16 protein-coding genes are annotated in these 23,409 nt (G+C 62.9%); 7 read left to right on the top strand and 9 right to left on the bottom strand.

What is annotated here, in order from left to right:
- Positions 1 to 108: 108 nt before the first annotated feature.
- The 4 genes from KUW18_RS18300 to KUW18_RS18285 all read left to right on the top strand — a co-directional run bounded on the left by KUW18_RS18300 (position 109) and on the right by KUW18_RS18285 (position 4,853).
- Complete coding sequence (locus KUW18_RS18300; protein ID WP_261396790.1) at positions 109 to 1,101, top strand: GlxA family transcriptional regulator; 993 nt, start codon at positions 109 to 111, stop codon at positions 1,099 to 1,101.
- Between the two features lie 97 nt (positions 1,102 to 1,198).
- Entirely contained in the window at positions 1,199 to 2,377 is a 1,179-nt protein-coding gene (locus tag KUW18_RS18295; protein ID WP_222562095.1) for an MFS transporter, read from the top strand.
- A 20-nt stretch (positions 2,378 to 2,397) separates the two neighbouring features.
- On the top strand, positions 2,398 to 3,801 hold the full coding sequence (locus tag KUW18_RS18290) for a YcjX family protein (RefSeq protein WP_222562061.1): 1,404 nt from the start codon (positions 2,398 to 2,400) through the stop codon (positions 3,799 to 3,801).
- Positions 3,798 to 4,853 (top strand): YcjF family protein, encoded by a 1,056-nt coding sequence (locus tag KUW18_RS18285; protein WP_222562060.1) that lies wholly within the window; start codon positions 3,798 to 3,800, stop codon positions 4,851 to 4,853. Before KUW18_RS18290 ends, KUW18_RS18285 begins: the two co-directional genes overlap by 4 nt.
- A gap of 68 nt (positions 4,854 to 4,921) precedes the next feature.
- Here KUW18_RS18285 and KUW18_RS18280 read toward each other — a convergent pair whose 3' ends face one another.
- The 7 genes from KUW18_RS18280 to KUW18_RS18250 form a co-directional block, all read right to left on the bottom strand.
- The gene (locus tag KUW18_RS18280) at positions 4,922 to 6,106 is read right to left on the bottom strand and encodes an AGE family epimerase/isomerase (protein WP_222562059.1); all 1,185 of its coding nucleotides are present in this window, start codon (positions 6,104 to 6,106) and stop codon (positions 4,922 to 4,924) included.
- 127 nt (positions 6,107 to 6,233) lie between these two features.
- The gene (locus KUW18_RS18275; RefSeq protein WP_222562058.1) at positions 6,234 to 7,049 is read right to left on the bottom strand and encodes a Cof-type HAD-IIB family hydrolase; all 816 of its coding nucleotides are present in this window, start codon (positions 7,047 to 7,049) and stop codon (positions 6,234 to 6,236) included.
- A gap of 186 nt (positions 7,050 to 7,235) precedes the next feature.
- Positions 7,236 to 8,945 carry an N-acetylglucosamine-specific PTS transporter subunit IIBC gene (gene nagE / locus KUW18_RS18270; RefSeq protein ID WP_222562057.1) on the bottom strand — a complete coding sequence of 570 codons (1,710 nt, stop codon included), beginning with the start codon at positions 8,943 to 8,945 and terminating at the stop codon, positions 7,236 to 7,238.
- Entirely contained in the window at positions 8,942 to 11,509 is a 2,568-nt protein-coding gene (gene ptsP, locus KUW18_RS18265; protein ID WP_222562056.1) for a phosphoenolpyruvate--protein phosphotransferase, read from the bottom strand. The genes nagE and ptsP overlap by 4 nt, the downstream gene beginning before the upstream one ends.
- A 56-nt stretch (positions 11,510 to 11,565) precedes the next feature.
- A complete protein-coding gene (locus KUW18_RS18260) occupies positions 11,566 to 12,585 on the bottom strand; it encodes an SIS domain-containing protein (RefSeq protein WP_206944409.1) in 1,020 nt (339 codons plus the stop codon).
- Positions 12,569 to 13,705, bottom strand: coding sequence for an N-acetylglucosamine-6-phosphate deacetylase (gene nagA / locus KUW18_RS18255; RefSeq protein WP_222239276.1), 1,137 nt, complete (start codon positions 13,703 to 13,705; stop codon positions 12,569 to 12,571). The genes KUW18_RS18260 and nagA overlap by 17 nt, the downstream gene beginning before the upstream one ends.
- A gap of 9 nt (positions 13,706 to 13,714) precedes the next feature.
- Positions 13,715 to 14,449: a GntR family transcriptional regulator gene (locus KUW18_RS18250; protein WP_206944413.1), complete on the bottom strand. Its 735-nt coding sequence runs from the start codon at positions 14,447 to 14,449 to the stop codon at positions 13,715 to 13,717.
- 307 nt (positions 14,450 to 14,756) lie between these two features.
- Between KUW18_RS18250 and KUW18_RS18245 the strand changes: the two genes are divergently transcribed.
- Positions 14,757 to 16,697, top strand: a complete 1,941-nt coding sequence (locus KUW18_RS18245; protein WP_222562055.1) for an exoribonuclease II — start codon at positions 14,757 to 14,759, stop codon at positions 16,695 to 16,697.
- 217 nt (positions 16,698 to 16,914) lie between these two features.
- Here KUW18_RS18245 and KUW18_RS18240 read toward each other — a convergent pair whose 3' ends face one another.
- Both KUW18_RS18240 and KUW18_RS18235 read right to left on the bottom strand, forming a co-directional pair.
- Positions 16,915 to 17,853: a DUF6708 domain-containing protein gene (locus tag KUW18_RS18240; RefSeq protein WP_222562054.1), complete on the bottom strand. Its 939-nt coding sequence runs from the start codon at positions 17,851 to 17,853 to the stop codon at positions 16,915 to 16,917.
- A 23-nt stretch (positions 17,854 to 17,876) separates the two neighbouring features.
- Positions 17,877 to 20,552 (bottom strand): T6SS effector BTH_I2691 family protein, encoded by a 2,676-nt coding sequence (locus KUW18_RS18235; RefSeq protein WP_222562053.1) that lies wholly within the window; start codon positions 20,550 to 20,552, stop codon positions 17,877 to 17,879.
- 463 nt (positions 20,553 to 21,015) lie between these two features.
- On the opposite strand from KUW18_RS18235, the gene KUW18_RS18230 reads away from it, so the two are divergent.
- Positions 21,016 to 22,131: a glycosyltransferase gene (locus KUW18_RS18230; RefSeq protein WP_222562052.1), complete on the top strand. Its 1,116-nt coding sequence runs from the start codon at positions 21,016 to 21,018 to the stop codon at positions 22,129 to 22,131.
- Positions 22,124 to 23,206, top strand: a complete 1,083-nt coding sequence (locus tag KUW18_RS18225; protein ID WP_222562051.1) for a YbhN family protein — start codon at positions 22,124 to 22,126, stop codon at positions 23,204 to 23,206. Before KUW18_RS18230 ends, KUW18_RS18225 begins: the two co-directional genes overlap by 8 nt.
- Positions 23,207 to 23,409 lie beyond the last annotated feature (203 nt).

Here is a 23,409-nt window from a genome sequence, read left to right as displayed (position 1 = left end):
CGTTGCTGATTGCGAGCCCCATGTCCGGATCGGTGGGGTACCTGTCCTTGCCGCCACCCTCACCAGGCGCCATCATCAACACGGCTTCCACGACATGCCGAGACCCCGATGATGGACATCAAAGACGTTGCCCTGCTGGCCTACCCCGATTGCCAGATGCTCGACGTCACGGGGCCCTGGCAGGTGTTCGCCACGACCAATGAGGTGCTTGGGCGCCGCAACTACCGCCTCCAGCTGATCGGGCGCGGCGACGAGGTCATGTCCAACGGCGGGTTACGCCTGCGACCGGACCTCGGCTGGCGTCAGTGGGAGGCGGGCGACGGTGGCCCAGTGGATAACGCCACCTTGCTGGTGGCCGGAGGACACGGCGTCTTTGTGCAATGCCAACAGGCTCGCTGGCGAGAGCGCCTCAACCGAGTGGCGCCACGCCTGGACAGGCTCGGGTCGGTCTGTACCGGCGCCTTTCTGCTGGCCGATGCTGGACTGCTCGATGATCACGACGCCACCACCCACTGGCGGCACTGCGAGCGCCTGGCCCAGACCTTTCCCCAGGTACGCGTGCAGGCAGATGCGCTGTATGTCCATGATCGCGGGCGTTACACCAGCGCAGGGGTGACGGCGGGTATCGACCTGGCCCTGTCACTGGTCGAGGCAGATCTAGGTACAGACGTGGTCGCCACGGTCGCCCGAGAACTGGTGATGTTTGTCCACCGTCCAGGGGGCCAGTCGCAATTCAGCGAACTGATGGCCCGCCAACACGCCAGTGGCAGCCGTCTGCGTCCTCTGCTGGAGCGCCTGCACGCGGCGCCGGCAACCGATATGGACCTGCATAGCATGGCCGAACAGGTCCATATGTCGTCGCGCCACCTGTCTCGCCTGTTCCGTCGCCAACTGGGCACGACGCCCATGGAGTACCTCACCCGAGTGCGCCTGGAGGCCGCCCGGCAGGACCTGATTCGTGGCGCGTCGTCACTCGAGCAACTGGCATCGCACTGGCGCCTGGGCACCAGCGAGCAGCTGCGACGCCTGTTCCAGCGTCACTACGGCGTATCACCATCGATCTACCGAGCACGCTTCGGCACGTCATCCGAAGCCAGCTGACGCGTTATCCCCCAAGCCAACTGACGCCTGGTCCCCCACCGGTCATCTGATACATCACACAGGAGTCCTCGACATGCACGACGCCACTCAACCGCGACTGCCCACCGGCGTCGTTCTGCTATCGCTGTGTCAAGCGCTGCTGGTCAGCGGCAACATCCTGCTGATCGCGGTGTCTCCGCTGATCGGCCAGGCCCTGGCTCCCACGCCGTGGCTATCGACATTGCCGGTCGCTACCCAGTGGCTTGGCTTGATGCTGGCCACCCTGCCCGCATCACTGATCATGGGGCGACTGGGGCGCAAGCGCGGATTCGTGATCGGCAACCTGATCGGACTTGGCGGCACCGTGGCCGCCTGCGTGACGCTGGTCGCCGGCAACTTCGTCGGCTTCGCGATGGCCACCACCGCGATCGGTATCGGCATTGGCTTTGGCCAGCTCTACCGCTTTGCCGCCATCGAGATTGCTCCGGCCCAGGCACGGGACCGGGCCGTCGGCCTGGTGATGGGGGGCGGCGTGCTGGCGGCGTTTTTCGGCCCCTGGCTTGCCAGATTCAGCCAAGACGCGTCGATCACCCCGTTTCTCGGCAGTTTCATTGGCCTGGGGGCGCTCTATCTGATCGCCCTTGGCCTGCTGCTGGTCATTCCCCTTCCCCCCGTTGACCGCCAGGCGCGTGATGAGCCCGCCCGCCCCATGGCCGAGCTGTTGCAGCAAAGCAAGCTATGGCTGGCCATTCTCGGCGCCATGGTGGGCTACGGGGTGATGAACCTGGCCATGACGGCGACTCCCTTGGCCATGGCCACCCACGGTCACGCGTTTCACCATGTCTCGATGACGATCCAATGGCACGTATTGGCCATGTTCGTGCCGTCCTTCTTCACCGGGCGATTGACCCAGCGCCTGGGCGCCCCGAGCATGATCGCCCTGGGCTGTGTGCTGCTGATGGCCAGCGCACTCACCGCCCTGGGGCCCTCGACCATCGCCGGCTTCAACATTACCCTAGTGCTGCTCGGCCTCGGTTGGAACTTTACCTTCCTGCCCGCCACCGGCCTGCTGACCGAATGCTATCAGCCCGCCGAAAAAGCGCGGGTCCAGGCCCTCAACGAGTTTCTGGTGTTCACCACCGCCGCCATCACTGCCCTGGCAGCAGGCCCCCTAGTGGGAGTGCTGGGATGGCAGACATTGAATCTGTGGCTGCTTCCCATGGCGGCCCTGCCGCTGGTATTGATCGCACTACAATTGCTTGTCTTTGCGGCACGGCGCCCTCAGATTAGGGGGTAATCTGACAGGATGGAGCCGCAATGCCCACGGACCTGACCCGTGATCTGATGGATCTGATCGAACGTGGCCGAGACCGCCAGCTACGCCTGGCGGTCACCGGCCTGTCTCGGGCGGGCAAGACAGCCTTCCTTACTTCGCTGGTGGATCAGCTGCGCCATGCTGGCCTGGAAGCGCGCCTGGACTTGCTTGCTGCCAGCCGTGAGGGCCGTCTGCTGGGCGCCCAGCGGGTGGCCCAACGAGACCTGGGCGTGCCCCGCTTTCCTTTCGACCAGGCTCGCGCCAGCCTGGAACAGATTCCACCGCGCTGGCCAGAGCCCACCCGCGGCATCAGCGAGCTACGCCTGACCATTCGCTACCGTCCGCAGCGCCAATCCTGGTTCAGCGCCGACAACGCGGAGCTGACCCTGGACCTGTTCGATTATCCGGGGGAATGGCTGCTGGACCTGCCTCTGCTGGATCACACCTTTGCCAGCTGGAGCATCGCCCAATGGCAAGCCATGCAGGAGAGCGCCGGCCCGGCACGACGGGCCATGCTGGCGCCTTGGCAGGCCTGCGTCGATCAACTCGACATCGCACAGGAGGCGGATGAAGCTCTCCTCGCCGATATCAGCGAGCAGTATGCCAGCGGACTGCGCGCCGCCCGTGAGGCGGGCTTTTCGCACCTTCAGCCAGGGCGTTTCCTGCTGCCCGGAGAGCTGGCCGGCGCCCCCGTGCTGCAGTTCTTTCCGCTGCCCGGTCTTGACAGTCACTCAGCCGAGACCCTGGAACGCTTGCCTGAGTCGAGCGTGTATCGGACGCTGGCACGCCGCTTTGCCCACTATCAGCAACATATCGTCAAGCCGTTCTACCGCGATCACTTCCGTCGATTCGACCGCCAGATCGTGCTGGTCGACGTGCTGGGCGCCCTCAACGCCGGCCCTGAACGTTTCGAGGACCTGTCCCAGGCGTTGCAGCAACTGATGCAGAGTTTCAACTACGGCAGGCGCAGCCTGTTCAGCCGCCTGTTCACACCGCGCATCGATCGCCTGGCCATTGCCGCGACCAAGGCGGACCATGTCACGCCGGATCAGCATGCCAGGCTTGTCAGCCTACTGGAGGCACTGCTCGCGGAACCCCTTAAAAATCTCAAGTACGCCGATATTCCGGTCAAGGCACTGTCGCTGGCCTCCATTCGCGCCACCGAGGCGCGTGAGGTCACCCATCAGGGACGTACATCGCCGGCCCTCAGGGGCACCACCCTGGACGGCGAGTCGCTGCTGACCTTCCCGGGAGAGGTGCCAGGCCGGCTTCCAGACCCTGCCTTCTGGGAACGTCAGGGATTCGACTTTACCGCCTTCAGGCCGCAACCGGTGACGGCAGGAGCCCTGCCCCACATCCGCATGGATCTGGCGCTGGATTGGCTACTCGGAGACAAGCTCAGATGACCCAGGACTCGCCGAACGACCCGCGCCCCTCGGTGCGCTTTGCCGAGCAGGATGACGCCACCATCGGCTCTTTCCATGACCCCAGGCCTGGACAGCGCTTCGATGAAGGCGTCGACAGCCGGGCGCTGACGCCCACCCCGCCAGCCACTGCCGACGACGATCGGGTGGACTTGGCGGGCACCCTTGGACGCCCTCGCAAACGCCGCTGGGGACTGGTGACGGTGCTGCTCGCCACTACCGGCCTTGGCGCTGCCGAACTGGTGACCGGCGTGCCCCAGACTCTTGCTGGGGGAGACCTGCTGGCGACCGGCTGGCAGCTGCTGGGACTGACGGCCATTGGACTTGGCGGAATGGCGCTGATGCGTGAGCTGTTTCGTCTGAAGCGATTGAAGCGCCACGATCAGCTGCGTCTAGCCCTGGCGCAGATGCATGAGCGCTCGCCCAAACAGGCACTGGCGCTGGCTCAGCGCCTCAAGACTCAGCTCGCTCTAGGCGATGACGACCCCCACTGGCATGCCTTCGAGGCGGCGCGAGAAGCGCACCATGATGGCCAGGACCTTCAGCAGTTGGTGGCGCACCACTTGCTGGCGCCGAGAGATAGAGAGGCCCAGCGCCTGATATCGCGAATGAGCGGAGAAACCGCGGTCATGGTCGCCGTCAGCCCGATGACCCTGGTGGACATGACCCTGGTGGCATGGCGCCACCTGGCGATGGTGGACCGGTTGTGTCGACTCTACGGGCTGGAGCTGGGCTACGCAGCCAGGCTCAAGCTGCTGCGCAGCGTGCTGTATCAGATGGCCTTTGCAGGCGCCACCGAGCTCGCCACCGACGCCAGCGTGCAGATGCTGTCACTGGATCTGGCCGGGCGCCTTTCGGCCCGCGCCGCCCAGGGCCTTGGCGTGGGTCTGCTCGGCGCTCGGCTAGGGTTGAGGACCCAGCGCCTGGTACGGCCGCTGACGTTCAGCCCGGAGCAGCGGCCCCGTTTGGCCGACCTTCGCCGCGACCTGTGGCGCCAGCTAAGACGCATGGAGGCGCCCAACAAGGACGCCTGAATCACCTTACAAACCACCACTCTACCGGACCCACGGGGCCAAGCGACGCCTGGCCCCGTGGGTTCTGTTCACCCACCTTCGCGCCGTGCCAGCACGCCCATCACCTCCTGACAGGCACCCATGGTGTGATAGTCCACCTTGCCGGCCGGGCTCTTGGCGTCATCGTAGCGGCGGTTGTCCGCAGACAGGATGCGATACCAGGCACCGTGTCGATGATCCATCATATGCTGCCAGCTGTACTCCCACAGGCGCTGATACCAGCGCTGGTAGCAGCCCTTGCCGGTGACTTCCCACAGCACCGCAGCCGCGGCGAAGCTCTCTGCCTGTACCCAGAAGTACTTGTCGCCGTCACATACCTCGCCGTCCAGATCGCATCCATACACCAGACCGCCATGCTGCTTGTCCCAGCCAGCGTCACAGGCACTGCTGAATAGCCGCTCTGCGGTAGGTATCAGCCAGGCGTCGTCGCGGTAACGGGACAGCAACACCAGCAGCTTGGCCCACTCGGTCTGGTGACCCACCTGATATCCCCAGGGGCGGAACAGGTGCTTGGGGTCCTGCCGGTTGTAGTCGAGGTCAGGGTTCCAGTGCTGATCGTAGTGCTCCCATATCCACCCATGGGGATGCTTGCGGTTGATGCCGATGATCGAGCGCGCGATGGCCAAGGCCTGATCCAGATAGCGGGTTTCAGACGTGGCCTCGTAGGCTGCGATCAGCGCTTCGCAACCATGCATGTTGGCATTCTGGCCCCGGTAGTCCTTCAGGCGCCAACGCTCATCCGCTTCATCGGCAAAACGCTGCCACTGGGGCTCCCAGAAGTGCTGCTGCAGCATTCGGTGAACCCGACCAATGCCTGCGTAGGCCTCGGCAATCCCCGCCCGGTAGGCCTCGGCATAGGCCAGCAGCACGAAGGCCAGACCGTAGCAATGATGGGTGGTGTCCTCAGGCTTGCCATCTCGTAGCGTCCAGGCATAGCCCTGATGGCGCGTCTGAAAGTGAGCCTTCTCCAGATAGGCAAGCCCGTGGCGCGCCCAGTGCAGATACTCGGATTGACCGCTGTGCAGCGCAAACCGCGCATAGGTGACGACATAGCGCGCGCTCGACACCAGATGACGATGCTCCGCGTCATAGACGCCGCCATCATCGCGCAGGTAGTGAAAGAAACCACCGTGGGGATCGATCGCCCTGGGGTGGTAAAAGGCCATCGTGTCGCGCACGTGACGGTCGAGAAACAGCGGGTCGTATCCGTTCATCCGACGCTCCTGAGAAGTGATCCGAGGCTATATGACCTGTTCATGCTGGGCGCCAAGGCCGGTGCGAGGCCAGCGACAGGGGCATGTCTGGGACATTGGTGGGATATTGGCGGGACTAGTGCGGCAACTAGCCGTGCCGCTCATCCGCGAGCCCGAAGCGACGGCGCAGGCAGCGCGCCACCCCTTCTTCGGCGTGATGGCCGATCACTGTCGCCCCGGGCAGATCCTGCGCCAGCTGGGGATGGGCGTTGGCCATGACGTGGGCTTCGCCCGCAAGGCTCAGCATTTCCAGGTCATTGAGGTTGTCGCCAAAGGCCAGGCAGCGCTCTGCAGGAATCCCCAGATCGTCGAGCAGCGCAGACACGGCACTGCCCTTGTTGACCCCTGCCGCCATGATTTCCAGCGAGTGACTCATCGAATAGGTGATGTGCAAGGCATCGCCTGCTGCCTCCCGTGCGGCCGCTTCAATGGTGGCCAGCAGACGAGGCTCGCCGATGTAAAGCACCTTGCCTACACCCTGCACCTCCATTCGCTCCGTTGGTGCTACCTGGTACTCGAAGCCAGTCGCTTCATGCAGGGCCAGCAGACCAGGGGCATGATCGTCGATCAACCAGGCATCCTCGCGGTACATATTAAGGCGTACCTCTGACGGCCGGGGAAGGCCCAGCAGCATTTCCACCTGTTCCGGCCGCAGGTGCGCAGACCGCACACACTGCCCAGCAGCATCCAGGGTCCAGGCGCCGTTGCTGGATATGATGTGTGCCGCCCCACCCAGTCGATCGCGAAAACCGACCATATCCCGGTGGTGTCTGCCTGAGGCGAGGCACAGCCGATGCCCCTCCTCGGCCAACGCACGCAGGGTATCAATGGTCAGCGCGGCCAGGTCGTGATCGGCACCCAGCAAGGTGCCGTCAAGGTCGGACACGATCAAGTGTGACTGCATAAAGGCTCCAGGACGTTGCAAGTGGATCGGGCCAGGGATCGCAGCAGTCTACACCATCGACCGGCGACACAAAGGGACAGCGTCTTGCAAGCAACATATGCAAGAGCAACGTATGAAAGAGCAACGGCACGCCTCTCGGCATGCCGTTGCGTAGGGTGCTTCGCCAAGGTCTCCTGGGAGACGTGCTCAGTCGGGCACCACGCCTGCCTCACGCAGGCCCCCGGCCAGAGCGTCCGCATCCTTGCCGACCACCAGATGCCAGACGCCCTCAGCCACCCTTAGCACACCGTGGCAGCCCAGCTGGGCCAAGGCCTGCTCATCCAGCTCGCTATCGTGACGGACCGCCAGACGCAGGCGAGTCGCTGCGCGAACGTCCAGCGCGCGGATGTTGTCACTTCCTCCCAGGGCTCGGCGCCACGCTGCTACCTGCTCATCGTTGAGGCTTGTCGGGGTGGACACCTTCTGTCCGACCACGACCTCGGCGGGATCAGCCCCCACTGGGGGCGTCTGCCCCTGAGCCGCCATGGCCGCACGAATCTCGTCGGCGACGGTGTCGGCGATAGGGCCCAGGATCACCTGCACACCGCCCCCACCCAGTCGCAACACACCACGAGACCCCAGTGCCTTCAGCGCTGCCTCGTCGATCTGGTCCGGCTGTTTCAGTACCAGCCTCAGACGGGTGGTACAGGCCCCCACCGCTTCGAGGTTGGCCGCCCCTCCAAGGGCGGTGGTAAAGGCGGGACCACGCTCACCGAGTTCGGCGGCGCTCATCTGGGGGTCCTGCGTCAGCGGCTCGCGTCCCGGCGTGGGCAGGTCAAACCGCACAATCGCCCAACGGAACAGCACGTAGTAGATGCTACCGATCGCCAGCCCCACCGGCAGCATCAGCCAGCCGTTGGTGGACAAACCGTAGGACAGGGCATAGTCGAAGGCCCCGGCGGAGAAGGTAAAGCCCAGCTTGACGTCGAGCCACTGCATGATGGCCATGCTGAGACCGGTCATCACCGCATGGAAGGCGTAGAGCAGCGGTGCCAGGAACATGAAGGTGAACTCGATGGGTTCGGTCACCCCGGTCAGGAAGGCGGTCAGTGCCAGAGATAGCAGCAGCCCTCCGACCTGGGCGCGACGTCCCTTGTCGGCGGTGTGGTACATGGCCAGTGCCGCCGCCGGCAGGCCAAACATCATCACCGGGAAGAAGCCCGCCATGAAGCCACCGGCAGTCGGATCTCCGGCAAAGAAGCGATTGAGATCGCCGGTGGCGTCGCCAAAGCTGCCGAAGACAAACCACACAAAGCTGTTGAGGACGTGGTGCAGGCCGGTGACGATCAACAGGCGATTGAGTGCACCGTAGACAAACTTGCCGAAAGCGCCAGCGTCAATCAGCCAATGGCCCAGGGTGTCGATGGCGTGCTGTATCGGCGGCCAGCCCCAACCAAAGGCGATGCCCAGTACCACGCCAGCAAGGCCGGTAGCGATGGGGACGAAACGCCGGCCACCAAAAAACGCCAGATAGTCGGGTAGCTTGATGGCCTTGAAGCGGTTGTACAGTAACCCCGCGACGGTACCCATGATGATACCCGCCAGCACTCCCATGTTGATCTCGGGGTTGAGACTTTCCAGCACCGCATCCAGCACCAGATAGCCGATCACCCCGGCAAGGCCCGCAGCACCATTGCTGTCGTCGGCAAAGCCGACGGCCAGTCCGATGGCAAAGATCAACGCCAGGTTGGCGAAGATCGCCTGGCCAGCGCTGGCCACAAAGGCAATGTCGAGAAGGTCAGGCTGCCCCAGCCGCAGCAGCAGGCCGGCTACCGGCAAGACGGCGATCGGCAGCATCAACGAACGCCCCAGCAGCTGCAGCGCAGCCATCAGGCGTGAGCCCAGTGAGCTTGTCATGTCATGATCCTCTCGGAAGGTGTCTCGGCGACCAGCGCGGCCTCTACCAGTTGCGTCAGTGCATGGCGCACCGATGCAGCGTCTGGCATCGCCAGCAGGGTATCGATTTCGCGCGCGATCACGCTGGCATCCAGGCGTCGCAAGCGCGCCTTCACCGCCGCTACGCTAGCCGGCTCCACCGATAGCTCGGAGACGCCCATGGCCACCAGCAGAGGACCCGCAAGCTCATCGCCGGCTGCCGCTCCGCACACTCCCACCGGGCAGCGCCCCCCGGTGCCCGCCAGGGTCGCCTGAATCAGTCGCAGCACGCCGGGGTGAAGCACATCCGCCCGGGCCGCCAGCAGCGCATCCTCGCGATCCATGGCCAGCCCATACTGGGTCAGATCGTTGGTACCGATCGACAGAAAGTCAGCCACCTTGGCCATGGCGGCGGAACATAGCGCCGCACTGGGTACTTCGATCATCGCTCCCAGCAGCGGCAGTTCGGTCAGGCGCATGTCGGCCGCCATTGCCTCCATGCGCTCGCGCACCCATTCGAGCTCGCTGGCATCGCTGACCATCGGCACCATGATGCGCAGATGACGCAGCGGCTTGACCCCCAGCAAGGCGCGTAGCTGGGTATCCAGCAATTCAGGGTGAGACTGCCACAGGCGCATGCCGCGGACCCCGAGGGCAGGGTTGGGTGACGACGGCAGCGTCAGGTACGGCAGCTGCTTGTCGGCGCCGATATCCAGGGTGCGGATAATCACTGGCTTGGCGCCCAGGGCATCAACGCTGGCCTGATATTCCTCACGCTGCTGTGCTTCGCTGGGCGCCGAGTCCCGCCCCAGGAACAGAAACTCGCTGCGCATCAGGCCGACACCATCCGCCCCACTGGCGCTTGCCTGGCGGGCCTCTTCGGCGCTACCGATATTGGCGGCGACCTCTACCATGCGGCTATCGCGGGTCACCACTTCCAGGTGTGCCTGGCTGCGTTCTTCTTCGGCGCGGGCGGCCCGGACGGCGATCTCCTTCACCACCTGTTCGCAACGAGGCTGGTCAGGCGTCAGCTCCAGCCGCCCCTTGTCGGCATCCAGCACTACCGTGCTGCCGTGATGGGCATCGGCTGCCTCAAGCAGCGCGCCGCCCATGGCCACCAGACAGGGCACGCCCCGGGCGCGGGCCATGATCGCTACGTGGGAGGTGGTACCGCCCGCCGCCAGGCAGAGCCCCGCCGGATCATGCTGGCACAGCTCGACGAAGGATGAGGGAGTGAGGTCATCGGCTACGACAATGGCGTCTGCCGGCAGCTCCCCCAGGGCCGTTGACGGGCCATCACTGAAGGTCAGCATCACTTGACGCTGAAGGTCTCTCAGGTCAGCGATGCGACCGATCAAGATGGCGTTGCCGGTGGCGCGAAGGCGGTCGGCTTCTGCGTCCAGGGCTTCACGCCAGGCTTGCCCCGGACTGAGCCCCTCTTCCAGCCTGCTGACCGCCGATGCCACCAGGTCCGGATCTTCCAACCACGCCTGATGGGCTTCGAACACCTCAGCTTCGGCCTGCTGGCCTTCACGCAAGGCACGTGTCCTGGACGCCTCTAGCTGCGCCCCTACCTGCTCCAGCGCCGCCATCAAGCGTGGACACTCCACCTGGCGACCGTGACCCTCTAGCGGCACCTCAGGCAACCTGACGCTCAACACCGCAAGCGGCCCACTGGCCATCCCGGGACTGGCTGTCAGGCCCCCTAACTGTCCAGGCTCCAGCTCCCCTGCAGCGGGGGCCGCCTGCTGAATGTCACCGGCGCCATGGCCTTCCGCTGTGGTCAGCAGGGCAACAGCACTGGCCATTGCCGCCTCAGCGTTGGCCCCTTCCACCTTGATCTGCACCGCATCGCCACACTCGAGCCCAAGATTCATCAGTGCGCTGACACTGCCGGAGCTCGCGGTGCGCGCCTTGGCACCCAGGCTCATGACGACCTGGTGGTCGCGGGCAATCGCCCTGAGCCTGGCCGCCGGACGTGCGTGCAGTCCCGCTTCAATGGCCAGCGTCACCGTGCGCTCGAGCGGCGGCCCCGCCGGCTCAACGCCAGCGACGCCGCCGGCCACCGCTGAGCTTGCCGGGCCCAGCACGATCAGTGGTTCCCCTCGCTGTACGATATCGCCGGCACGCAGCTCCAGCTCGATCCACTGGCGCTCACCGCTATCCAGCACGACCATGGGCGTCACCAGCGAGGCAGCGTCGCAGGCCAGCTGGTCCAGGTCGAAGTAACACAGAGGTTCGCCTGCCTGTACCCGTTGCCCCTGGGTCACGCAGGCCTCGATGCCACGACCTTCGAGCATCACGGTGTCGAGCCCAAGGTGCACCAGGACCTCGATGCCCTCATCACTCCTGATGGTAAACGCATGATGGGTGCGAGCAGACTGAACCACTTCGCCGTCACAGGGGGCATGCAAGCACCCGCCTAGCGGGTCCAGGGCGATGCCCTGGCCGAGACTGCCCTCGGCGAACACGGGATCCGGGACGTCGGCCAGGGGGACCACCACCCCCTTGACCGGCGCCACCAGGGTGACATTGCTCAAAACCATGATCTGCTCCGTATCGTTGTCATTGAGGAGAGGACGCTTGGGTGGAAGGGATCGCGCTAGACCGTGCAGGTCACCTTGCGCAGGTGACGGGGCTGATCAGGATCGATCCCCCTCGCCTCGGCGAGACGTGCCACCATCGGATAGAAGCTCTGAATGACGGACAGCGGCTCAAGGGCCTCATGGCTGGTGCCGGTCAGCGTCAGCTGTCGCCGGGCCACCCGCTCGTCAGCGGCGAGCAGCACCTTGGCCCCGACGCCTTCCAGCCATTCCGCCAGCTCCAGCAGACCGGCCTGCTCGGCGCCCGGGGGAGCGAACACCAGCACCGGGTAGCCGGGCTCGATCAACGCCATCGGCCCATGCTTGACCTCAGCTCCGCTGAACGGCTCGGCTTGGATACCGCAGGTTTCCTTGAACTTGAGCGCGGCCTCCTGGGCGATCCCCAGGCCGGCGCCACGTCCAATCACCATCAAGCGATCGACATCCTTTAGCGCTTCCACGGCAGGGCTCCAGTCCTGAGCGGCAGCCTCCACCAACCGATCGGGAAGCTCATTGAGTGCGCCCAGCAGCATGGCACTCTCGTTCCAGTGCGCCAGCAACTGGGCCCCTGCACTCAGGGTCGCCAGGAAGCTCTTGGTGGCTGCCACGCTGCGTTCTTCTCCGGCGAACAGTGGTATCTCGATATCGCTGGCCTGCCCAAGTGGCGATTCAGCGGTGTTGACCAAGGCCAGAGTGGTGGCGCCTCCCTGCTTCAGAGCGCGCTGGCTGACCACTAGATCGGGGCTCTGGCCCGACTGGGAAATGGCAATGGATAGCTGTCCTTGCAGCTTCCAGGGGGTGCGTGCAAGCGTCGACAGGGAGGGCGGCAGCGATGCCACCGGTATCCCCCGGGCCTGCATGCACAGATAGGCCAGATAGCTGGCGGCGTGATCCGAGCTGCCCCGCGCCACCGTCACGGCAGCGCTGGGCGCTTCATGGCGCAGCCGCTCCCCCAGATCGCGCAGCAGGGTCTGGTTACGCGCCAGCTGGCCGCGCAGTCGTTCCGGCGCATTCAGCGCCTCTTCAAGCATGAGTGACATGGGGGTCTCCTGACACCAGATGACCATCCAGGTGGACAGCCGAAAGCGTTAACTGGGGATCGAGCGTGACGACATCGGCGCGCGCGCCAACCTCCAGGCGGCCCACGTCGGTGCGCCCAAGAAAGTCGGCGGGAAAACGCGACAAGCGATCCGAGGCCTCGGCCAGGCTGAGGCCGAGACCGACGAAGTTGCGCAGCGCCTGATCCATCGTCAGCGTGCTGCCCGCAAGGGTGCCGTCTGCCAGGCGCACACCGCCCAGGCACTTGGAGACCGTCTGGCTTCCCAGGCGGTAGTCGCCATCGGGCATGCCTGCCGCCGCGGTGGAGTCGGTCACCGCATACAGGCGCGGGATACAGCGAAGCGCAGTGCGAATAGCCCCAGGATGAACGTGCAACAGATCCGGGATGATCTCGGCATACTCAGCGTGGGCTAGCGCGGCACCGGCCATGCCGGGCTTACGGTGATGCAGGCCGGTCATGGCATTGAACAGGTGGGTAAAGCCACAGGCGCCATGTGCCAAGGCTTCCACCCCGTCCTCGTAGCTGCCCAGGGTGTGGCCCAGCTGAACCTTGACGCCCTGTTCGCTGAGGTGACGAATCACCTCACCATGGCCGCTGATCTCTGCGGCCAGTGTGACCACCAGGATCGGGGCCAGCGCCAGCAACTCGTCCATCTCGGCCACGCTGGCGACCTGGGCATGGGCCGGCTGGGCACCGAGCTTGCCAGGGTTGATGTAGGGTCCTTCGAGATGCACGCCCAGGACTCGCGATGCCTGGGGCTCCGGCTCACGCATGTAGGTCGAGATCTCCCGCAGCACTGCGCGGACCTGTGCCGGAGTGGCGGTCATGGTCGTCGCCAGCAGGCTGGTCGTCCCAAAGCGCAGGTGAGTGCGTGCCAGGGTCGCCACCGAGGCGGCCCCCTCCATCGCGTCCGCTCCCCCGCCGCCATGCACGTGCAGATCAATGAATCCCGGAATCAGCCGCGGAGCATCGTTTTGCTCAGGGTCGACGGGGCGACCTTCTATCGCGGCAATGCGGCCATCTTCCAGCCGCATGTGACCCAGCAACCAGCCCTCCGGGGTCAATATATTGCCGCTCAAGCGGGTAGCAGCGATCGTCATGGACACCTCCTAGCGGACAAGCTCAACGGTGAAGTCGTAGTAGTCAGTGCGACAGTAGGTAACGCTTAACTCGGCAGGAGTGTCGTCGGCGAGAAACCCCAGACGGGTGACCTTGAGCAGCGCTTGCCCTGGTGCTACCTGGGCCAGGGCGGCCAGCTCGGCATCGGCATTGACCGCCGTCACCTGCTGGCGCGCGCGGACGATCGGCGTACCGGCGTCCTCCAGCCAGCGGTAGAGGGACACGTCCACATCCATGGGGTTGGGCAGCACCGTGACCGGCAGGCAGCTTTCTTCGACCGCCATCACCACATCATCGGCAAGGCGCAGGCGCTTGAGCCGTGACACCTGGGCGTTGCTGGACAGCCCGAGGCGAAGGTTCTCCTCACTGCCGGGCTGGCAACGCTCACGTGCGATCCACTCCGAGCGAGGCTGAAACCCCCGCCTGGTCAACATCTCGCTGAAACTGGTCAGACGCGTCAGAGACTGGTCCATGCTAGGCCGGATAAAGGTGCCAGAACCGCGATCCCGTCGAATCAGGCCCGTCGTTTCCAGCTGATCAAGGGCCTTGCGGGCAGTGATTCTGGACACACCCAGCGCTTCGGCCAGGTTGCGTTCGGATGGCAAGGCTTCGCCGGCACGCCACTCGCCTCCGCGAATCGCGGCCTCCAGCTCATTCGCCAGCTGCCGATACAGGGGGGTGGCCAGCGTTCCATCAAGTCTTAGACGATCGAATCGTGAATCCATGGCGGTCAGGTCCTCGGAGCTAATAGGACCAATATAGCTCCACATGAAGACCAATTGAATACCAATCTAGTACCACATTGGTCGAACCCTGACTGTGCATTTCACGGCGAAGGGAGATGCCACTCAACACCCCGCCCGAGGTATCCAGCAGGGCGCGAAAGGAGGCCCCTGCTCTTGTCAGCGTGTCGGCAAGGGCCGATAAGTACCCACAAGATCTTGATTTCCCGTTGTCACCGAGCAAGGGGTTTGGCCGCCGCGCGAACAATCCGTATAGTGGCCCCCTTATTCCCGCCACTCGATCGTGACCATGCTGCAGAACAACGCCTTGCTGGCTCAGCTCAAGCAACAGATCCGCGATAACACCCCCCGTGTCACGGGTGTCATCAAAGCCACCGAAAAAGGCTTCGGTTTTCTCGAAACCGATGATGGTGCGTCCTACTTTGTGCCACCTCCCGCGATGAAGAAGGTGCTGCACGGCGATCGCGTCGAGGCGGTGCTGCACGAAGAAGGTGAGCGCAAGTCGGTCGAACCCGACACCTTGATCGAAAGCAACATGGAGCGCTTCGTTGCCCGAGTGCAGCTGCGCGAGGGCCGCCTGGCGGTGGTGCCCGACCACCCGTCGATCAAGACCGCCCTCAAGGCGCGCATCAAGCGCAGCCTGGACGAAAACACCATCGGCGATGGGGACTGGGTCGTGGCACGACTGGTGCGCCACCCGCTCAAGCCGGATGACCGCGCCTTCTTCACCCAGATCGACGAACTGGTGGCCAAGACCGACGACCCCGCCGTGCCGTGGCGCGTCACACTGGCCCGCCATGCCCTCGAGCAGGAATGCCCCGACGCCGGTACCGACTGGCCGCTGCGCGACGAAGGGCTCACCCGTGAGGACCTGACCGCGGAGCCGTTCTTCACCATCGACGGCGAGAAGACCCGCGACATGGACGACGCCCTGCGCGTCGAAGTCCGCGAGGACGGCGGCTGGCGCCTGTCGGTAGCCATCGCCGACCCCACCGCCTACGTGGAGGAAGGCCACGCCGCCGACCTCGAGGCCCGCACTCGTGCCTTCACCGTCTACCTGCCGGGCCAGAACGTCACCATGCTGCCCGAGCAGCTGGCCGATGATCTGTGCTCGCTGCACGAGGGCCAGGAACGCCCGGTGCTGGCCTGTCGCCTGGACGTCAACGCCGATGGCAGCCTCGGGGACTATCATTTCTTCGCTGCCACCGCGCGTTCGCAGGCTCGCCTGGTCTACGACAACGTCTCTGATTGGCTCGAGGGCCAGGGCGAGTGGGCACCTAAAGCGTCCATCGGCGATCAGCTCAAGGCCCTGCGTGATCTGACCGAGGCACGCACTCGCTGGCGTCAGGAGCACGCCCTGGTGTTCAAGGACCGTCCCGACTATGTCTTCGACCTGGACGAGGCCGGTAACGTGCTGGCGATCCGCACCGAAGAGCGGCGCATCGCCAACCGCATGATCGAAGAGTCGATGATCGCCGCCAATGCGTGCTGCGCGGCGCTGCTTGCCGACAAGGTCGGTCATGGCATCTTCAACGTTCATCGTGCCTTCGAGGACGACAAGGCCGAGGCCGCCCAGAGCTTCCTGGAGACCCAGGACATCAGCGTCGAACGTGAGGCGCTGACCGACCTGTCCCGCTACAAGGAGCTCAAGCGAGCGCTGGAAAGCCGCGATGACGCCTGGCTGGATGCCCGCTTGCGCAAGTTCCAGGGCTTCACCGCCATGTCGGCCCAGCCGGGTCCGCACTTTGGCCTGGGACTGGCCGCCTATGCCACCTGGACCTCCCCGATCCGCAAGTACGGCGACATGGTCAACCATCGCCTGATCAAGCGTGTGCTCAAGGGTGAGCAGGCCCCCAAGGAAGCCAGCATCGAGCTGACCGAACAGCTGACCGAGCGTCGTCGTCTCAACCGCCTGGCGGAACGTGACGTCAAGGATTGGCTGTACGTGCGCTATCTGACCCCGGCGGCCAAGCAGCAAGATGTGTTCGAGGCCGAGATCATCGCGATCAACCGCGGCGGCATGCGCGTGCGCCTGACCGCCAATGGCGCGACCGCCTTCGTCCCGGCTCCGCTGATGCACGCTGACCGCGACAAGGTGGTGGTGGACGACAAGGAAGGCCGCATCCAGATCGAAGGTGAAGAGCGCTTCAAGCTCGGCGACAGCGTGCGTGTCGCCCTGACCGAAGCCAAGGAAGAAACCCGCTCGCTGGTGGCCCAGCCCACCGTCTGAGCGGTTGCGCTACCCGCTAGCGGCCAGACCGCGCCGCTAGCGGGCAGGGCTATCTAGCAGGGCTATCTAGCTGAGCTATCTAGCGGGGCTATCAGACAGTCCGTATCGTGATAGAACAAAAAACGGCGACCCTTGGGTCGCCGTTTTTTTGCCCCACCTGTTTACCGAGCGAACGCTCCCTGCCTTCTCGCAAGCCACCTCCCCTGCATTCCTTGCCTCACGGGTCCGCTTCCCCACAGACGCGGCGTATCTCCTCTGGCCACGCTACCTTTCGACTCGTCAGCATCGAAACAAAGTGACCCAGTGAAAACAGCGCAAGCAAGGGTGACATCAACACCATGCGCCACTGGGAATAACGGATATCATGGCCGCGGGCCTTGTCTCGCTTCATCTCCCTTAGCGGAAACCAGCGCAGAAAGGACTCCTTCAACGACAGCCGATCCGTATGATACCAGCCCGGTTCTGGCACGCTGTCGGGGCCTTCCTCCATATAGCGACGGATATACTCCCACCAGCCCAGACATTCCTCATACTTGACCAACTCCCCCCCTACCGGAAAGCTATCGTAGTAGCGGGCGCCATCTGGAGTGGCCGCCAGAATATTCAACACAAAGTAGCCACCATTGTCGAAAGTCGTGATGGTGGCCTGAATATCATCCCAGGGATAGCTACGCGGACCGCCCAGCTTAGGCGTATAGAACACATGAACTTGGCGGGTACGACGGTTAAAACGAATCGCCGCATGGCGATAGGTAAAGCAGTCCCAGGCGGAGTGGGCGTTGCAAACTAGATAGATGAGACCTGTTATCCCGATAAAAATCAGGAATGCCAGAATTAAGGAGGCAAAATCAAAGCCATCTACGATCATATCAAACAGGACAACAACAAGAAAAAAAACGAAAAACGGAACCAGCCCACCAAATAGAAAACCGAACAATGCCGTATACATTCCTCGCCGACAAAATTCATCGGCATTCACCGTCTCAAGGAAAATACTATTTTTTTTATAGATAAACTCTCCTTCATAGGGTTCTTCGATGGCCTGCTTTTTAAGATCAAAGATAACATCGTCATCCTTAGGAATTTCAAGTGACTCGTCGAACCAGTCAAGCCCCCTATTGCGATAGAGAATCTGGGAAAAATATTCATTAATCATCGATAATTTTCCTCGTCGCGCTTTTATCGTGTCATATCATCCAGAGCGTCGAGTGCCGCCTGAACATCTCGGTAACGAGCATTCACATCTCCATTGCCAAACACACAGCGTAATAGCCATTTTTCCAGAGAATCTTTCTCGAACACCACGATCAACAGTGACACCGCCAGGCCAATCCAGCCCAGTCTTGCTGCCACCAGCGCCCAGCCAGAACGACTGATAATCAAAGAGCCAAACGCTGCTTCTGTAGCAGATATCCTGCCTACCTGCTGAGCTACAGCAGCAAGCGCCGATGCCCCGGAAGCGATAAAAATTAGAGAAGATGATAAGTAAAGCGCAGCCATTATTTTATTATCATCTTGAAAAGCTCTGTAAGCCTTCACCGCATTCCATACACTAAAGATCCAGGCCCCCAGTGCGCCCGCAATGCCCCCTCCCCAGGCCAGGCCTTTATATAAGCGGCTTTCTGGCACAGCGACGGGGTGGATCATCTGATTGGCCACGCCAACGATGCTGCTGGCCAGATAGAGCAATCCGCCCGCGAAGAAGGAGTTTCGCTCGGCTTGGCTTTCAGCGGCGTTGTCATCAAATACGGCCTCGCCAAGGCGAACGGAGTTGATGACTTCCAGACTGGCCCCAAAGATGCCGAACCAAGTGTTGGGCGTCAGCGTCGCCGCTACCGCGATTTTTCGCATTTCCAGCGACTGGGCGAGTTCTGCCTGAATGATCGGGCGTTGCAGGGGATCGATCGACGTGGGGACGAAGGACCACAGGCGTATCGGCTGCTCGTGAGCGATATCGTCAAGAGGAGGAAAGAAGTGAATAAGGTCGTGCTGAATATTGCGAATGGCAAGCTCGTTGCGCCACAGCACTTGGTCGTACATGGAAACAAGCTGGCTTGGCTTCGCATCGAAGAACATCAGCGATGTCTTGATACCATAGCGTGTCCATCCCACTGCTTGCCACATTCTGGCCAAGGTATTGTTGGCGATATCAGCACTACTGACGAATCCCAGCTTACGAGCCATGGCGTCCGCCATTGTCGCCAACAGGTTCTCTGTCTGGGAGCGTTGATCCATGTCTGCCCCAAGCACACGTTTCAGCGGCCCCACGACCTTGCTGCCCCAAAACGCCGCCTCGAAGACCATCTCCTTAACCATATCCATGGCCGGCCTGTAGTTGGCAAAGGTGGCCCGCCACAGGTAAGAGTCGATGTCATCAAGCGATCGCTCGATCAGGTCGTCGACCGCCTCCTGGCCCACTTCCGTCATGCTCATGCCGACGGTCATGGCAGCGACCGCCACTTCATAGGCCGCACCATTATCCAGATCACCTTCGTCATAGCCCTGGAGGGCATGGCGGACATCGTCGGACGCCAACCAGTCCCGGTGAATCTCGGCTAGGCGAACTACCGCATGGGTATCCCGTTCAAGATGGGCACGATAGTGTGATTCAAAGTCGAGGCGCTGCTGTTCGTTGTAGCATTCCAGGTACTTTTCCCAACTTTGCTCGATAGCGCGACGTCGATACTCTGGCGCACGGGAATCCTGCTGCCCCCGCAGGATTTCCAGCTCTCGGCGACCTCGCTCGATCCTGCCCCGATCGATATCCCCCATCAGCGCCCAGCGACGCGCCTGCTCTGTATGATCTGTCAGCGCATCAAATTCTTCGGCAAGCCTCTGATCACCAAATACCTCTGCTCGTCTCACCCGCTCGATATACCGGTCAGCCTGGTGTTCAGCCTTACTTTGTACCGCCTCGCGGATCCCCTCGATCAACTCCGAAGTCACTTTCTTTTCCACGACATCCTTGCGACGGGCATAGCTATCAAGACAAAGCTTGGCCTGGTTGCGAAAGTGATTGACCGACATACATATGCCAATGGGATCCGGCACAGCCACGATTGGCGTCTTATCGATCCACTGAGGGGTATCCTGCACCATCCAGTTCATGCGCTCCCGCAACCTTTGTGTCGCTGAAGGCAGGCGGTCGTCGAGGCCAAGAAAGGGAAACCCATCATCCTCCTGGCCTTCTCGGGGATAGTAGTCACTATACTCCATGACGTACTTGCCAAGCTCTACCGAGGGAATCGCCCCAGCGCTGTCGCCCGTATTCAGCCAGGCGGCTACATCGAAAGGGCTGAACAGTCGATCTCTCAGGCCGCCCTCGTTACGCTCAAGCCGTCCCAGCATGGCGTCGGTCAAGGGATGATCACTGTAACCCACGTGAACCGTGCTGGCTTCCTGGGCTTTGGGCAACGAAATCAACCGTGCGGTGAGGTTATTCTCCGGCACATTACAAGGAGGGTTCGTATAGGTCTCACCACTCGTGATCGCCCCGGCATCACGTTTGATGGGGTCGAACTCTTCAAATCTCGAGTCATGGGTAATAGCCCACGCTTGCCAGCGCGCTCGACGTTCATCAAATAGATACAGATACCCTTCACGCATCAAACGAAGCACATAGCGTACCTCGCGCGGTGCAGGAAACTGACGATTGGCATGCACCGCCATGGACCAAGGAAGGTCCTGACGCCAGTCACTCGTATGGCGATCCGATACGCCATAACGCACTGGTAAGATGGGTAGTCCTATTCTGTCGCAGCAACGACATCCGGCCGGTTTGGTACCGGGCAATGAACTCGCTTCTTCCATCGCCTCAAGTAAGTGAACGACGTCCGAGAGTTTGAAATCTTCCATAGGTCACCGAGTCTTAACGGTCTATCATCCTGTGATAACGGGCCATGACACGCGGCGGAGTTTGTCGAACATCACAGCATGCCTCTACTACACCCAACGCAATGCTTGGCCCATGTCCATTTGTCGTCACGTACCAGTTCTTAAAGCCTGCGCCTCCCACATCTTCACTTAGAGGTACAACCAGGCATTACCCGACTACCAATAACCGTAATGTGCCCCGCCTCGCCTTACTTCAGCTTAAGGGATGGTCTATCAGCCCTCTGTAGGAGATCTCCCTAGTTCTTGCCCTATTCAACTGTTACCTCCGTTTTCCTGAGGCCGGGCTATGCTATTCAAGAAAACGGCGACCCGTGGGTCGCCGTTTTTTTGTTGGGCCTCAATGCGCACCGCCTCCCCCTGTCGCAGAACTGTCGCATTTCCCTCGTAGGCTCGTGGCTACGATGTCACTGCCACGGAGGCTTCCTTGCATCTCGCCGACGTCACCATGTTCCACGCGCCGTCTAGCGGCGGTGTTCGTACTTATCTGCAGGCCAAGCACCGGGTCTTTTCACGCTTTCCCGAGTGGCGCACAAGCCTGGTGGTGCCTGGCGCAGAGCGAGACAGTCTAGGGGACCACCATCAGCTGCCCTCCTTGCGTATTCCCCTGGGACAAAGCTATCGCTTTCCGCTTCGCCGCCGCCCCTGGAAAGACGCGCTCGTGGACCTGTCCCCCGACCTGATCGAGGCCGGCGATCCCTACGTGACGGCCTGGGCCGCCCTGGACGCCGGCCAGCAGCTTGGGATACCCGTGGTCGGCTTCTATCACTCGGATCTTCCACGCCTGATGGGCGATCGTTTCGGCGCCACAGTGCGACGGCGTCTGGAGCGCTATGTGGTCAACCTCTACCAGCGCTTTGACAGCGTGCTGGCGCCCTGCCAGGCCATGGCAGACCGACTTGCCTCCTGGGGTGTCGATCGCGTACGCGTGCAACCCCTTGGGGTGGATCTGGCCACCTTCCATCCTGACAAACGGGATCCAGCATTGAGACTCAAGCTGGGCCTGGAGGCCGATAGACGCTTGCTGGTCTTTGTGGGCAGGTTCTCCCAGGAGAAGAACATCGACATTCTGCTGGACACTGCCAAGCGCCTGGGCTCCCCCTATCACCTGCTGTTGATGGGTCCTGGCATGCCAACTCAGGTACCGTCCAACGTCAGCGTGATCAATCGCTGCGTTGGCACCCATGAAGTCGCCAGGGCCCTGGCCTCCAGCGATGCACTGCTGCACGCGGGCACCCGCGAAACCTTCGGGCTGATCGCCCAGGAAGCGATGGCCAGCGGAATCCCGGTGGTCGGGGCACGCGCCGGGGCCTTGATCGAGAACGTTCCGCTGGGCGGTGGCATTCTGTGTCAGCCGCATTCTGCCTCGGCCATGGCCGAGGCCACCGAAGCCCTGTTCGCCAACGATCCCAAGGCCTCGGGACGCCATGCCCGGCGCTTCGTCGAACGTCAGTTCGATTGGGACAAGGTCATGCTGTCACTGCTGCACCACTATGAAGCCGTCGTCGACCCTATCGTTCCTGCCAAGCGACGCCATGGCTGAAGGGCCATCCACCGATAGCGGACTCAGGCTTGCCCAAGACGGCACGCGCCAGTCTCCCCGACATCGCACAGGACTGCTGGTGAAGGCCGGCCTGCTGGCCCTGACCATCGTGCTCTCGCTGGTGCTGCCCTGGTGGCTGGGAGGGACTGGCACCCTGGGCGCGGTCATGGCCTTTCCCCCTGAAACGCTGTGCCTGATGGTGGCGTTGGCGATCCTCTGCTGGAATCTGAACGCGGCACGCCTGCGGCTAATGCTGAATGGCCGCGCAGGACGGCTTGGCCAGACGGGTGCCCTGGCCATCGAGATGTCGTCAAAATTCGCCCTATGCGCCACTCCGGCCGGCGGTGGCGGCGTCGCCACACTACTGTGGCTGCTGTCGCGCCGGGGTTATCCCGCGGCTCAGGGCTCGGCGATCTTTCTGGTCGACCAGCTGGCCGACATGCTGTTCTTCAGCCTGATGCTGGGGCTGCTGGTGGCGCTGTCGCTGGGAGGAGTGGCAAGCTGGCCCCATCAGTCGCTGGTCGAGGCGGCACTGATCGGGCTCATGGCCGCACTGGCCGCTTTCACCGCCATCATCGTCTGGCTACCGCGATGGCTTCGCTATCCGCCGCGGTTGTCCGCCATCACGGCCTGGTGGCCTGCACGCCTGTCTCTCAAACCGCGAGCAAGACGCTGGGGCGTCAGGCGCTTGCTGCGCTGTCGCCACACCCTTATGAACACACTTCAACTGCCGCCACCGATACTCGCAGGCATCTTCCTGCTTTGCAGCCTGCACTGGCTGGCACGCTACAGCCTTCTTTATCTGGCGGTGCTCGGTGTCGGTGGTCAGGCCGACTGGGCCTGGACCTTTCTGGTCCAGATGCTGGCCATGGCCGCCAGCCAGCTCAGCGTGCTACCCGGCGGCGCCGGGGCTGCTGAAGTCAGCGTCGGCGCGCTGCTGCTGCCCGTCATGGCGCGGGAGCAAGCGGCCGCCGCAGTGATCATCTGGCGTCTGGTCAGCTATCACCTTTACCTGGTGGCCGGGGCCCCGGTCTTTGCAGTGCAGCTATCAAGCGTGTGGAAGCGTCGCCGCTAAGGCGTCAGGGCGGGCGTCAGGGCGGGCGTCAGAGCGTCAAGGCTCTCGTCCGCCAGCTCAGAGGCCTTTAGACCTCGCGATAGACCTGCACGTTAGCCCCGCACGGTAGACTCGAACGTTAGCCCCGCACGTCAGACCCAAACGTTAGCCCCGGACGATAGACCCGCGATCTAGCCCCGCGATCTAGCCCCGCGATCTAGCCC

The organism is Halomonas sp. DP5Y7-2, assembly GCF_019802025.1.
Lineage (GTDB): Bacteria > Pseudomonadota > Gammaproteobacteria > Pseudomonadales > Halomonadaceae > Halomonas > Halomonas litopenaei_A.
Note: the sequence above shows the minus strand (reverse complement) of the source record. Positions and strands in the feature narration are given on the sequence as shown.

Bases quoted from the DNA above. Each gene is read 5' to 3' on its own strand.
- KUW18_RS18280 (WP_222562059.1), bottom strand. From the start codon at position 6,106: ATGAACGGATACGACCCGCTGTTTCTCGACCGTCACGTGCGCGACACG.
- KUW18_RS18235 (WP_222562053.1), bottom strand. From the start codon at position 20,552: ATGGAAGATTTCAAACTCTCGGACGTCGTTCACTTACTTGAGGCGATG.
- KUW18_RS18225 (WP_222562051.1), top strand. From the start codon at position 22,124: ATGGCTGAAGGGCCATCCACCGATAGCGGACTCAGGCTTGCCCAAGAC.
- KUW18_RS18260 (WP_206944409.1), bottom strand. From the start codon at position 12,585: ATGTCACTCATGCTTGAAGAGGCGCTGAATGCGCCGGAACGACTGCGC.
- KUW18_RS18285 (WP_222562060.1), top strand. From the start codon at position 3,798: ATGACCCAGGACTCGCCGAACGACCCGCGCCCCTCGGTGCGCTTTGCC.
- KUW18_RS18250 (WP_206944413.1), bottom strand. From the start codon at position 14,449: ATGGATTCACGATTCGATCGTCTAAGACTTGATGGAACGCTGGCCACC.
- nagA (WP_222239276.1), bottom strand. From the start codon at position 13,705: ATGACGATCGCTGCTACCCGCTTGAGCGGCAATATATTGACCCCGGAG.
- KUW18_RS18300 (WP_261396790.1), top strand. From the start codon at position 109: ATGATGGACATCAAAGACGTTGCCCTGCTGGCCTACCCCGATTGCCAG.
- KUW18_RS18275 (WP_222562058.1), bottom strand. From the start codon at position 7,049: ATGCAGTCACACTTGATCGTGTCCGACCTTGACGGCACCTTGCTGGGT.
- KUW18_RS18290 (WP_222562061.1), top strand. From the start codon at position 2,398: ATGCCCACGGACCTGACCCGTGATCTGATGGATCTGATCGAACGTGGC.
- nagE (WP_222562057.1), bottom strand. From the start codon at position 8,945: ATGACAAGCTCACTGGGCTCACGCCTGATGGCTGCGCTGCAGCTGCTG.
- KUW18_RS18245 (WP_222562055.1), top strand. From the start codon at position 14,757: ATGCTGCAGAACAACGCCTTGCTGGCTCAGCTCAAGCAACAGATCCGC.
- ptsP (WP_222562056.1), bottom strand. From the start codon at position 11,509: ATGGTTTTGAGCAATGTCACCCTGGTGGCGCCGGTCAAGGGGGTGGTG.
- KUW18_RS18240 (WP_222562054.1), bottom strand. From the start codon at position 17,853: ATGATTAATGAATATTTTTCCCAGATTCTCTATCGCAATAGGGGGCTT.